We start from the raw sequence: 15,229 nt of genomic DNA, 5'->3' as shown, positions 1-15,229 counted from the left end.
TTGTACTGCTGTAACAGAAGTGCAGCCAAACAAACCCAGAGTCACCCTAAATAACGCCTGACATGATGAAAATCTCTACTTCGCCATCCTTAAAACGGATTATTCGCAATGTGCTGACATTTGCTGTAGTAGTTATATTAACGCTAATATTTTCTAAATCGTATTCACAAACAAAAATTTATGCGAATACTGCAACAGCATCAGGAAATGCCACCAGTCTTACTGGTTGTGGCGTACTTGGCTTAGGTGCTTGTTCAGTATCTACAGTTGATAATCCAACAAATGCCACTACTGATGATGAGAATACTTTTGCGACTGTAAAATCATCAGGCGGTATTGCTTTAAATATATTGGCCTATAGTGGTGAACTGGAATTGAAGTTCCCATCTAATGTGCCCGCAAATACCACCACCTATATCAGGATAGATTCTGATCCTGATTTATTAAATGCACTGCTTGGTGGCAATTTAGGTGGATTACTGGCCAATGTTTTAGGGAATGTTGCTTTAGGGAACCACAGTTTTTATATTGCTGCTAAAAATGCAGCGGGTACCATTGTAACCGATGGCGCCAGTAGCGGCCAATTTACCAACAGCAATCTTCGCCTGGTTAAAGATGGTTTAGGCAGGTTTTATGTAGCCATTACACCAAACCAGATTTATGACAGGGTAGTTATCAGAGATAATACCAGCACGCTGCTGTTAGGTACAAACAATAGTACAAGAGTTTATTACGCTTTTCATACTTCTGGCACCGATCCTTGTGCACAGGCATTTGCAACCAGTTTCGAAGGAACCGGCATTACCCTGGATGCTTTGCGCTTGGGGAATTCTGGCGTAATTAACAGTGATAGAGCAATTGATGCCGATCCTAATAATTTCTCTCAAATTAGTTTAGGCGTTCTCGCTGTAGGAGGAACGGCCAGTCAGATTTTCTATTTTACAACGCCATCTAATCCAACTGATGATTTTAATTTAAGATTTAAAACCTCCGCTGCACTCCTAAACCTTGGCCTTTTAAATAATATCAGGGTTACGGCTTACAATGGCAACACAGAGGTTTATACACAAGTTTTAAATCCAAATTTGTTGAGTCTCGAATTACTTACGCTCCTCAACAATGGATCGATTGTTAATCTTCCGTTTTCTCCGGGTGTGCCTTTCGATCGGGTCAAAGTAACTCTTTCATCCCTGGTAAATGCAAACTTAACGCAAACCATAGATGTTTATGGCCTTACGCGTTCTGCCGGAAGACCAACTTTTACCGCTCCTTCCAGCAATGCTGTGGCTGCATGTTACAATGTGCCTGTTGCTTTAACGGCAACAACTGCAAATACGAACGAACTGCTTTGGTACGAAAATATAGAAGGTGGAACGCCATTGGCAACAGTAGCCTTTAACGGAACTTTTACTACTCCGGGTTTAACGGCAAACAAAACTTACTATGTTGCGGCACGCCGCTTAAACTGCCCAACCGAATCTACACGGGTACCGGTAGTGCTTACTATAGATCCACAAATTAATTTTGCAGGTACTACGTTAACAAATGCAACCAGTCAGTCTGCTTATAATAGGCAAATTACTCCCGCAACAGGTGGTACACCTGGTTTTACCTATGCGCTAGCCCCGGGTAGTACGCTGCCAGCGGGTTTAACCCTTTCTACATCAGGTAATATTGCAGGCATACCTACTGTTCCAAATGTTTATAATTTTTCGATAGTCGCTACAGATACTAAGGGCTGTAATGTAACGGCGCCATATACGCTCACCGTAACAGCTGCCTTAACATTAACTGCAGGTGCCTTGCCCGAAGGAATTACAGGTACAGCTTACCCGGCACAAACGATTCCAGCTGCGGCAGGCGGTACAGGTCCATATACTTATGCAGCCGTAAATCTTCCTCCGGGATTAGTTTTTAATCCAGCAACGAGAGAAATAACAGGTACGCCAACCACCCCTGGAAATTATACTGTTCCGGTAACGGTTACAGACGCAAACGGAAATACGGTTACGGCTAATTATACAATTAAAGTAACCAATCCATTCATCCTACCTTCGGCAACATTGGCCATTGGAACTACAGGTTCAGTTTATACACCGCAATTTATTCCTTCGGCAACTGGTGGTACCACGCCATATACTTACACAGCTACTGGTTTACCTGCCGGATTAACTTTCAATCCTGTTACCAGGGCAATTACCGGTACACCAACCGTTGCTGGTTCGTTTACCGTTGCGGTAACGGCAACAGATGCAGATGGAAAAACCGTAACTACCAATTATGCGCTTACGGTAATCAATCCATTAATCCTCCCATCAGCTACATTGCCAGATGGTACGGAGAATGTAGCCTATTCTTCATCACCGCTTCCGGCAGCAACTGGAGGGGTAGGGCCATATACCTATTTAGCCAGCAATATTCCAGCTGGTTTAAGCTATAATCCATTAACCAGGCAGTTAAGCGGTACGCCAACGCAGGCAGGTAATTATGCTCTTTCAATAACTGCAACAGATAGTGAAGGCAGAACGGCTACCAATAATTACGCACTTCGGGTAATTGGAACACTGACTTTACCATCTTCTACTTTGCCAAATGGCATTGTTGGTACGGGCTATCCTGCTCAAACGATCCCCGCAGTAAGTGGTGGTACAGGTCCATATACTTACGTGGCAGTTAATCTTCCTTCAGGATTAACTTTTGATCCCACTACCAGAGTGATCTCCGGAACGCCAACACAAGGTGGTACTTATAATGTACAGGTTACAGCAACTGATGTGAACAATAACAAAGCAACCACATCATATGGTATTACCGTTGATGTGAATGCTCCGGTTGTAGCATCAACAACAGTATGTTCTGGATCTGGTGCTTCGCTAACCGTAAGTAATGTTGTACCAAATGTTTCTTACCGGTTATATGGGCCAACTGGCAATACCGTTTTACAAACCAGTACTTCAGGAACTTTTACTACTCCGGTAGTAACCTCTCAAACCACATTTTTTGTTGAAGCATTTTCAGGTACGGCAGTAAGCTCAAGAACTGCCGTAACTGTTTCTGTAAATCCACCGGCTACATTGGCTATAGTAACCACAAGCAGTCAGGTGATTAATGCTGGCCAAACCGCCACCTTAACTGCAACCGCTGATGCGGGAAACACTATTGCCTGGTTTGATGCAGCCACAGGTGGTACGCAAGTAGGTACAGGTGGTTCGTTTACTACGCCAGCTTTACAGGCGAGCGCAACTTATTATGTTCAAACCACAAGTGCTGCGGGTTGCGTAAGTGCTTCCCGGGTTCCGGTTACCGTTACCATAATTACTGGTGGTGGTAATACCATTTGTAATACGGCAAATTCTCAAAACTCTGGCATTACGGGGGTCTGTGCACTTTGTGCAATTGTAGATGCTGGTAACTCAACAGATTCAGATCCAAATAACGTAACTAAAATTCAGCTGTCTGTAGGTATTGGCGCATCGGGTTACCAACAATTAATCTTCCCTGGTGCAGGTACGGCAACAGATAGTATCCGTTTAGATTTAGGCTTACCAGTTGGTTTAGCAGATGTAGGAATTTTCAATAACATTACTATCCGCGTATTAAATGGAACAAGCGTTGTTAAAACCGTTCAGGTTGGTAGCGGCTTGTTAAATCTTTCCCTACTAGGCGGCAGCAGGTTTGCTGCAACACTTGTAGCCGGAGGGGTTTACGATCGTGTTCAGGTAAACTTTACGTCGGTTGTTTCTGCATTACGCGTTTTAGATATTTATGGTGCAACAGTTATTTATCCAAATCCAACGGTAACGGCAGGGGCACAATCAATTTGCGCAGGGGGCACAGCTAACCTGGCGGCCACAGCAAATGGCGGCACTACATTAACCTGGTTTGATGCCCCAACCGGCGGAACACAGTTAGGTGCCGGCGAAACATTTACTACTTCGGCAATTTCAGCTACTACCACTTACTACATTCAGGTTAACAAGGCAAATTGTGCCAATACTGCCCGTATTCCGGTGGTCGTAACCGTAAATCCAGCCATTATTTTTACAGGCACAACATTAACCAATGCCACCATTGCATCGGCCTATAGCAGACAACTTCCGGTGGCAACCGGAGGTACGCCAGGCTTTACTTATGCACTGGCTCCAGGAAGCACTTTACCTGCAGGTTTAGCACTTTCATCAACAGGTTTAATCAGCGGCACACCAACAGCAACAGGCACACCAACCTTTAATGTGGTGGTTACTGATACTAAAAACTGCAGTGTAACGGCCACCTTTAACTTAACCGTAACCCCGGCATTAACGCTGGCGCCTGCTGCATTAGTTGATGGCGTAACCGGAACGCCTTATGTTACACAGACTATTCCGGCAGCGGCAGGTGGAACTGGTCCGTATACTTATACTGCAAATGGTCTTCCTCCGGGATTAACTTTCGATCCAACAACCAGAGAAATTACAGGTACACCAACTCAAATTGGTAACTATACGATTCCGGTTACGGTTACGGATGTAAATGGAAATACCATTACTGCAAACTATACCATAAAAGTAACTGATCCATTAGTATTGCCAACGGCTACTTTAGCCAGTGGGGTTAAAGGTTCAGTTTATCCAATGCAAACTATTCCATCGGCAACCGGTGGAACAACTCCTTATACTTATTCGGCTACAGGTCTTCCATTAGGATTAGCCTTTAACCCGGCAACAAGAGAAATCACAGGCACACCTACCGAATCTGGAACCTTTACCATTCAGGTTACCGTAACGGATGCAGCGGGGAAAACCGCAACAACGAATTACGCCATCACCGTAATTGATCCATTGGTATTGCCACCAGCAACATTAGCCAATGGGACAGAAAATGTGGCTTATCCGGTTCAAAATATTCCGGCAGCAACAGGCGGAGTGGGTCCATATACGTATACTGCAATCGGCCTTCCTCCGGGATTGTCATTTGATCCGGCTACGCGAGACATTACTGGTACACCAACACAGGCAGGTAACTATGTAGTTTCAGTAACGGTTACCGACGGACAGGGCAGAACGGCGAGCAACAATTATGGAATCACGGTAATTGGTGCCTTGAGTTTACCAACTGCTACTTTACCAAATGGTATAGTTGGAGATATTTATGCTGGTGCAACGCTTCCGGCGGTAACGGGTGGAACAGGGCCGTACACCTATCTGGCCACGAATATTCCGGCAGGATTATCATTTAATACCACAACCAGAGAAATTACAGGAACACCAACAGTAGGTGGAACCTTTACCGTTTCATTAACAGCAACTGATGCAAACGGCAATAAAGCAACTACAGGTTATAATTTAACAGTTACCGTGAACGCTCCGGTTGTAGCTGCGGCTACTGTTTGCGTAGGTTCGCCGGCAACGTTAACCGTAAGCAATTTACAAGCTGGCGTAACTTACAACTGGTATGCCGCGACAGGAAATACGCCATTGGCAACCAATAATACTGGTGCCTTTACTACTCCGGCAATTACTGCTCAGACTGTATTTTATGTAGAAGCGGTATCTGGCACAGCGATAAGCCCGAGAACTGCGGTAAACGTATCGGTAAATCCTTCCGCAACTTTAGCAACAGTCACTACGAATAGTCAGGTAATCAATACGGGACAGTCTACTACTTTACTGGCTACTGCCGATACCGGAAATACCATTGCCTGGTTTGATGCGCCAACCGGCGGAACACAGGTGGGTACAGGAACATCATTTGTAACCCCGGTTTTAAACGCAACCACAACATACTATGTTGAAACCACTAATGGAACCGGCTGCGTTAGTGCAAGTCGTGTTCCGGTTACTGTTACGGTAATTCCTGGTGGAACAGGTACGGCATGTAATGCAGCGAATACTCAAAATAGCGGTATTACCGGAATATGTTTACTGTGCGGAATTACAGATGCAGGAAATTCAACAGATAATGATGTTACTAACGCAACGCGAATCACTTTGGGCGTGGGTGTTGCTTCATCAGGATATCAACAACTGATTTTCCCAACTGCGGGTACGGCTACAGATAGTGTTCGTTTAGACCTGGCTTTACCTGGCGGATTATTAGATCTTCAATTATTAAACAATATTACTGTTAACATCCTGAATGGTGCAACAGTAGTAAGAACAGTTCAACTAGGCTCATCATTATTAAATCTTCAGCTTTTAAGTGGTAGCCGTTTTGCCGCAACGATTGCTGCTGGCGGTGCATTTGACAGGGTAGAAGTTCGTATCGGTGCGCTAGTTTCTGCAGTAACCAGCTTAGATATTTATGGGGCAACGATTGTTTATCCAAATCCTACAGTTGCGGCAGCTGCACAAACCATTTGTGCAGGCAGTACAGCTACGTTAACGGCAACTGCAAATGGCGGTACTACTTTAGCGTGGTACAATGCGCCAATTGGTGGTACCCAACTGGCCGTTGGCGAAACTTTTACCACTCCGGCCTTAGCAAATACCACCACCTATTATATACAAGTATCGAAAGGAACTTGTCCAAATCCTATCCGCGTTCCGGTTACTGTAAACGTTATACCAGCATTGGCTACGCCAGTAGTAGCTACTGTTGCCGCCAATTGTGCCGGAACACCAGTTACCTTATCGGTAACTAATCCTGTTGCCGGCGTTACCTATAACTGGTATGATGCCGCTACAGGTGGAAATCTGTTATTTGCTGGTTCAGTAGTAACTACCCCGGCTTTAAGTGCTAATACAACCTACTATGTACAGGCTGCGCAAGGAAGTTGCGTAAGTGCCACCCGCGCAGCAGTTTCAGTAACGGTAAACCCTCGTCCGGTATTACCGGTGATTACAGCAAGCGCATCAACGATTGCACCAGGCCAAACGGTGATTTTAACCGCCACATCTACAGATCCTGCAGTAACTTTTAACTGGTACAGCAGTGCAAATGCAACCGCTCCGATTTATACCGGTGCTACTTATGTTACACCACCGTTAACCACCACTACTACTTATTTTGTAGAAACAGTTGCGGCTAACGGATGTACATCTGCCAGCAGGGTTCAGGTTACGGTTACTGTTGATGGAAATGGTGCGCCAAACCCTGTTCCATGCGAATCTGCAACTGCACAAACAAGTGGCGTAACAGGTGTAGCGTTATTGGCTGGCGTATTTAACCAGGGCTTAGCCATTGATAATGATACCCAAACCGCATCTTCATTGGTATTGCCGGTAGGTGCGTTGGGTGCTTCAGTTTACCAGAGAGCAAGTTTTGGTTCAGTTTCTCAACCAGGCGATACGGTTCTTGTTTTGGTATCTTCTCCAGGCAGGTTGCTTTCGCTTAGCTTACTGGGTAATGCACAAATTACAACCTATCTGGGAACCAACAGTAATGGTGATTCCAGATTCTTAAATAATAATCTTTTAAATGTTCAATTACTAAATGGCGGAACACAGGCATTAATCACTTTTGTGCCAGCAGCAACTTTTGATGCCGTTGAAGTTCGCTTAAATGGTGGTGCTTTGGGTGTGCTCAATTCACTAAACTTCAATTACGCACAGCGTATTCTGGTAGCGCCAGAAGTGGTTTCAGCAAATGTAACTGCCTGTACAGGACAAACAACCCAGTTGGTGGTTAACAATCCTTCATCTGGTTTAACTTACAGGTGGTATGATAGCGCCGGAACTTATCTTACTGGTAAAGACGGAATCATTTTTACCTCTCCTGTTTTAACAGGAGATACCCGTTTCTTCGTTGCTGCGGTTTCTGCCTCTGGTTGTGTGAGCGCCAGAACAGTGGTAGATGTAACTGTTAATCCAGCTCCGGTAACTCCAGAATTATTGGATCCTGATGTTACCGCCTGTTTAAATACTACGGTAATATTCCAGGTGAAAAATCCGGTGGCAGGAACTATTTATAAATGGTATGATGCTGCGAATGTTTATCAGGCAGGTTTAGATGGTACAACATTCACAGTTGCCAATGTAACCACCAATACCACCTATACAGTGGAGGCGGTAAATAGTTGCAGTGCAGCATCAGCAAGAGCAACCGCCACCATTGCTATTGGAAATATCGATGCGCCAGTGGTGACACCAGCTGCAGTTACTATTTCAGAAAATTCTGTTGCCTCTCTAACTGCAACATCAAGCACGGCTGGGGCAACCATCAACTGGTATACCAGCGCAACGGCTACCACACCAATTTTCACAGGCCCGAATTATGTAACTGGTCCGTTATCAAGTAATACTACTTTTTACGTAGAAGCTACGGTACCTGGCGGATGTACCTCAACCAGAACAGCGGTTGTTGTTACTGTGATTCCGAACGGAACGCCTGTGCCAACACCTTGTGGTGCGGCAATTACCCAAACTAACGGCGTATCAGGAGGTATTACCATTGGTGCCGGAGTTATTAATCCAACCCAGGCCATAGATGGAAACATCAATACAGGATCGAGTTTGGTTATTCCTGTTGGTTTGCTGGGATCTTCCGTATTCCAACAATTAGGTTTCTCTGGCTTGTCAAATGTTGGCGATACCTTAAGGGTGAAAATTACCACTCCAGGTCAATTGCTGACAGTAGGTTTATTGTCAAACTTAACCTTAACCACCTACCAGGGTACTACAACAAATAACGATGCGATTTTAATTTCAAATCCACTAATCAGCATCAATCTGCTAACAGGCAGCAACTCAGCCATACTTACTTTCGTACCAACCAACAGGTTCGATGGTGTTGAACTGAGATTAAATTCAGGCTTATTAGGTGCACTTAATTCTGTTAATTTCGACTACGCACAGCGCAGTATCGTAGCACCTACCGTAATTGCTGCAACAGTTAGTGCTTGTCAGGGGTCATCTGCAACTTTGAGCGTGCAAAATCCTCAGTCAGGCATTACTTACAGGTGGTATCTAGGTGGTGTTTATCAAACAGGAAAAGATGGAACAACATTTATTACTGATGCGGCATTGGCCGCAGGTACTTACAATTATGCGGTAAGTGCGAATGCCGATGGCTGTGAAACGGTGAAGGTACCCGTTACGGTTACTGTAACTGCCCCTCCGGCACCGCCTGTACTGGCCACCACTAATCCGTCGACTACTTGTATCAATACCTCAGCTACCTTAACAGTGGTTCCGGTAGCTGGGAATACTTATAACTGGTATGATGCAGCAGTAAATGGGAATATGCTGGTTACCAATAATAGCAGTTTTACAACAGCTACCAATTTAACAGCAGGTACTTATGATTACTACGTAGAAGCAGTGAATGCAAACGGATGTAGCAATCCAACCAGAACAAAAGCAACCATTACGATTCTTCCGGCTGCATTGGCTGCTGATATCAGCATCACCGGAAATACGGCGGTATGTGCATCGGCAATAACAACGCTTATTGCCGCAAGCACTACCGTAATTAATCCGGTATTTACCTGGTACAGCGATGCCGCTTTAACACAGGTAGTAAGTACATCTGCTACTTTCACCACACCTGCAATTACGGCTTCAACTACTTATTATGTAACTGTTCGCGGTGATAATAAATGTGCCAACGGACCTGGAAATGCGCAGGTAATAACCATTACCAATAATCCGGTAGCTACCGTGGCAGATATTACCCTAACCGGACCAACATCAATCTGCGGTGGTGCAACGGTAACGTTATCGGCAACCAGCACAACGGTAATTAATCCAGTATTTACCTGGTATAATGATGCTGCTTTAACATCAGTGGCATTTACAGGTGCAAACTTTAATACGCCGGTATTAACGGCAACGGCTACTTATTTTGTAACAGTAAAAGGTGATAACAAATGTGAAAACACTCCGGCAACAGCCAGAGCGATTACTATTACTGTTAATCCTTTTGCTACCGGAGCAGACATTAATCTAAATGGTGTAACATCAGTTTGCGTAGGCTCAACCACGCAATTATCAGCATCGAGCACTACCGTAACCAATCCGGTGTTTACCTGGTATAGTAATGCAGCTTTAACAACAGTTGCCTTCGTTGGTGCATCATTTAATACGCCAGTATTAACCAGTTCAGTTACTTATTATGTAACGGTTAGAGGCGATAACAAATGTGAAAACCCTGCCAATGCGGCCGGAGTGGTTAACGTTACAGTAAAACCTTATGCTACAGCTGCAGATATTACTGTTGCTAACACACAAATTTGTGCAGGTTCAACCACCATGTTAATGGCATCTAGCTTAACGGTAACGCAACCTGTGTTTACCTGGTATACTGATGCTTCGTTAACAAGTGTTGCCTTTGTTGGTCCGAACTTTACGGTTAACGGATTAACTTCAACAACTACCTATTATGTAACCGTTAAGGGTACAAACAAATGTGAGAATACCGCGGTTGATGCCAAGGTGGTAGTGGTTACTGTAAATCCTTTAGCCACCACAACTGATATTATCTTAAATGGTGGTGCCAGTGCTTGCGCTGGATCAACAACAACGCTAACTGCTACTTCCCCAACCGTAACGAACCCGGTATTTACCTGGTATAGCGATCCTGAATTAACCAATATCAGTTTCATCGGCAATGTTTTCGTAACCCCGGTGCTGAATACAACCACTACTTATTACGTAACTGTAAAAGGCGATAATAAATGTGAAAATGCACCTAACACTGGCAGATCAGTAACGATTATGATAACGCCAGTAGCCGGTGCCGGAGATGTTACCGCAACAGATGCAACAATCTGTCAAGGTACTTCGGCAGCTTTAGTCGCAACGAGCACAACAGTAACCAATCCAACTTTTACCTGGTACAACGATGCTGCTTTAACTTCAGTAGCCTTTGTAGGCGCAAACTTTAATACGCCTTTATTAAATACAACCACCAGGTATTACTTAACCGTAAAAGGTGATAACAGGTGTGAGAGTTCTACTGCTAATGCCAGAGTAATCACGGTAAATGTGAATGAAGCTGCCACCGCAGCAGACATCACTTTATCTGCACCAACTTTGATTTGTGGTTCTGGAACGGCAACACTTGCTGCCAGCTCAACAACGGTAACTAACCCGGTGTTTACCTGGTACAGTGATGCTTCACTTACCAGTGTAGCCTTTGTTGGTCCGAACTTTACCACACCAGTATTAACTGCAACCACTACTTACTACGTAACGGTTAAAGGCACAAATAAATGTGAAAACACAGCTGTGACTGCGAAACCAATCACAATAATTGTAAACCCAAGAGCAGTACAAACAGATATTACCGTAACCGGATCAACATCAATCTGTGGAAATGTGGCCGCCGTATTAACAGCAAACAGCACTACGGTTACTAATCCGGTATTTACCTGGTATAGCGATGCCGCCTTAACATCGGTAGCATTTGTAGGCAGTGTGTTTACTACGCCAGTATTAACGGCTAACACCACTTATTATGTAACGGTTAAAGGTGATAATAAATGTGAAAATGCTTCAGGCAGCGCCTTGGCAGTAGTACTAACCGTAACACCGATAGCCGGTGCCGGAGATGTTGCCGCAAACGATGCAACAATCTGTGCAGGTACTTCGGCAGCTTTAGTCGCAACGACCACAACAGTAACCAATCCAACTTTTACCTGGTACAATGATGCTGCTTTAACTTCAGTAGCCTTTGTAGGTGCAACTTTCAATACACCTGTTTTAACTACAACCATCCGGTATTACTTAACTATAAAAGGTGATAACAGGTGTGAGAGTTCTACTGCTAATGCGAGGGTAATCACGGTAAATGTAAATGAAGCCGCAACCGCAGCAGACATCACTTTATCTGCACCAACTTTGATTTGTGGTTCTGGAACGGCAACACTTGCTGCAAGCTCAACAACAGTAACTAACCCGGTGTTTACCTGGTACAGTGATGCTTCACTTACCAGTGTAGCTTTTGTTGGCCCGAACTTTACCACACCAGCATTAACTGCAACCACTACTTATTACGTAACAGTTAAAGGCACGAATAAATGTGAAAACACAGCTGCGACTGCGAAACCAATCACAGTAGTAGTAAACCCAAGAGCAGTACAAGCTGATGTTACCGTAACCGGATCGAGATCAATTTGTGGAAATGTTGCCGCTGTATTAACGGCAAGCAGCACTACGGTTACTAATCCGGTATTTACCTGGTATAGCGATGCCGCCTTAACATCGGTAGCATTTGTAGGCAGTGTGTTTACTACCCCGGTATTAACGGCTAACACCACTTATTATGTAACTGTAAAAGGTGATAATAAATGTGAAAATGCTTCAGGCAGTGCCTTGGCAGTAGTACTAACCGTAACACCGATAGCCGGTGCCGGAGATGTTACCGCAACAGATGCAACAATCTGTGCAGGTACTTCGGCAGCTTTGCTCGCAACGAGCACAACAGTAACCAATCCAACTTTTACCTGGTACAATGATGCTGCTTTAACTTCAGTAGCCTTTGTAGGTGCAACTTTCAGTACACCTGTTTTAACTACAACCACCAGGTATTACTTAACCATAAAAGGTGATAACAGGTGCGAAAGTTCAGCTGCTACTGCCAGGGTAATCACGGTAAATGTGAATGAAGCCGCCACCGCAGCAGACATCATTTTATCTGCACCAACCTTGGTTTGTGGTTCTGGAACGGCAACCATTAATGCCAGCTCAACAACAGTAACTAACCCGGTGTTTACCTGGTATAGTGATGCTTCACTTACCAGTGTAGCTTTTGTTGGTCCGAACTTTACCACACCAGCATTAACTGCAACCACTACTTACTACGTAACGGTTAAAGGCACAAATAGATGTGAAAACACAGCTGCGACTGCGAAACCAATTACAGTAGTAGTAAACCCAAGAGCAGTACAAGCTGATGTCACCGTAACCGGATCGAGATCAATTTGTGGAAATGTTGCCGCTGTATTAACAGCAAGCAGCACTACGGTTACTAATCCGGTATTTACCTGGTATAGCGATGCCGCTTTAACATCGGTAGCATTTGTAGGCAGCGTATTTACTACCCCGGTATTAACGGCCAATACCACTTATTATGTAACCGTTAAAGGTGATAATAAATGTGAAAATGCTTCAGGCAGCGCCTTGGCAATCGCGCTTACGGTTAGACCAGTAGCAGGTACCGGAGATGTTACCGCAACAGATGCAACAATCTGCGCAGGATCCATGACAACATTAACTGCGGTTACTTCAACAGTAACTAATCCAATCTTTACCTGGTACAATGATGCTGCCTTAACTTCAGTAGCCTTTGTAGGTGCAACTTTCAATACACCTGTTTTAACTACAACCACCAGGTATTACTTAACCGTAAAAGGTGATAACAGGTGCGAAAGTTCAGCTGCTACTGCCAGGTTAATCACGGTAAATGTGAATGAAGCCGCCACCGCAGCAGACATCACTTTATCTGCGCCAACCTTGGTTTGTGGTTCTGGAACGGCAACCATTAATGCCAGCTCAACAACAGTAACTAACCCGGTGTTTACCTGGTACAGTGATGCTTCACTTACCAGTGTAGCCTTTGTTGGTCCGAACTTTACCACACCAGCATTAACTGCAACCACTACTTACTACGTAACAGTTAAAGGCACAAATAGATGTGAAAACACAGCTGCGGCTGCGAAACCAATCACAGTAATAGTAAACCCAAGAGCAGTGCAAGCTGATGTATCAGTGAGCGGATCGAGATCAATTTGTGGAAGTGTGGCCGCCGTATTAACAGCAAGCAGCACTACGGTAACTAATCCGGTATTTACCTGGTATAACGATGCCGCATTAACATCGGTAGCATTTGTAGGCAGCGTATTTACTACTCCGGTATTAACGGCCAATACCACTTATTATGTAACCGTTAAAGGTGATAATAAATGTGAAAACGCATCAGGCAATGGCTTGGCAATAGCAGTTACCGTGAATAGTTTGCCTAACAACCCGGTGGTAGCCAGTACAGGAACCAGTATTTGTTCTGGTGAGCCAACCCAATTGATTATCAGCAATGCCCAAACTGGTATAACTTACGAGTGGTATAGCGCAGCGGTGGGCGGTAACCTGTTATTTACAGGTTCAACTTATAATACCCCTGCATTAAGCAGTACAACTGATTATTTCGTAACAGCGATTAATGCCGGAGGCTGTAATAACAACGGCGGCCGGGTGAGAATCACAGTTACCGTGAATCAAAGACCAGCAGTTCCGGTGGTTAATGTGTCAAACATCAGCACGTGTATCGGTAGTGTAGCCGTCATCACGGTAAGCAATCCGCAAACAGGTGCAGTCTACAACTGGTATACTGCGGCAACCGGTGGATCAATTGCAGGTACAGGCGTATCGTTTACCACACCAACTGTAACTACTAACGTAACTTATTATGTGGAAGGGGCGAACGGATCTTGTATCTCTGCATCGAGAACGCCAGTAAATGTGACAGCCTTGCAAGTGCCGTTGGCACCTGCCTCTGCAACTCCGGCTAACGGAATAATTTGCGCGGGTAGCAACACCATATTAACGGTGAATAATCCGGTAGCAGGATTAATTTACAAATGGTACAGTGTAAGTTCTAATGGAAATGTACTAGGCGAGGGAATCACTTTTACCACACCAAACATCACAGCAACTACCATCTATTATGTAGAAAGTATTGCAGTAGGTGGTTGTGCAAGTGCAAGCAGAACACCAGTTACGGTAACAGTTCTTCCGGTGTTGGCTACACCAGCAGTAGTGGTACAGTCAACCACTGCCAATAGTGTAACCTTCGCTTGGCCTGCTGTAAATGGCGCTTCAGGTTATCAGGTGTCTACAGATAATGGCTTAACCTGGCAGGCAGCTGTTGGAACGACTTACCTGGCATCAGGCTTAAAACCAGATCAGTCTGTAACTCTTATTGTAAGGGCAACCGGACAGCTGGCTTGCCAAACCAGTGCAAATTCCAGCCCGGTTACCGGTAAAGCGACAAATCCTTTTGGAAGTCAGATTTATATTCCAAATGCGTTTACGCCAAATAACGATGGTAAGAACGATACTTTCCTAATCTATGGAAATACGATCGCATCAGCGAGAATGTCGGTGTTCACACAGTGGGGTCAGTTGATCTTCCAATCAGATAATATGTCGAATGGATGGGATGGAACATTCAAAGGTGTCAATCAGCCGGTTGGCGTGTATGTGTACATGGTAGAAGCTCAATTTAACGATGGCACCAGTACGATGAAAAAAGGTACAGTAACGCTAATTAGATAATAATGATTAGGCTAAAAAATAAACAGACAAAATTAAAT

The 15,229-nt window shown here is 44.5% G+C and carries 1 protein-coding gene; it reads left to right on the top strand.

From position 1 onward, the window contains the following. Window positions 1–62: 62 nt before the first annotated feature. Window positions 63–15,191, top strand: a complete 15,129-nt coding sequence (locus SOM16_RS01630) for a putative Ig domain-containing protein (protein ID WP_320462238.1) — start codon at window positions 63–65, stop codon at window positions 15,189–15,191. The last annotated feature ends 38 nt before the right edge of the window (window positions 15,192–15,229 follow it).

It is taken from the genome of Pedobacter sp. CFBP9032 (genome assembly GCF_034045265.1).
GTDB lineage: Bacteria > Bacteroidota > Bacteroidia > Sphingobacteriales > Sphingobacteriaceae > Pedobacter.
This window is presented reverse-complemented; position numbering and strand designations above follow the sequence as displayed.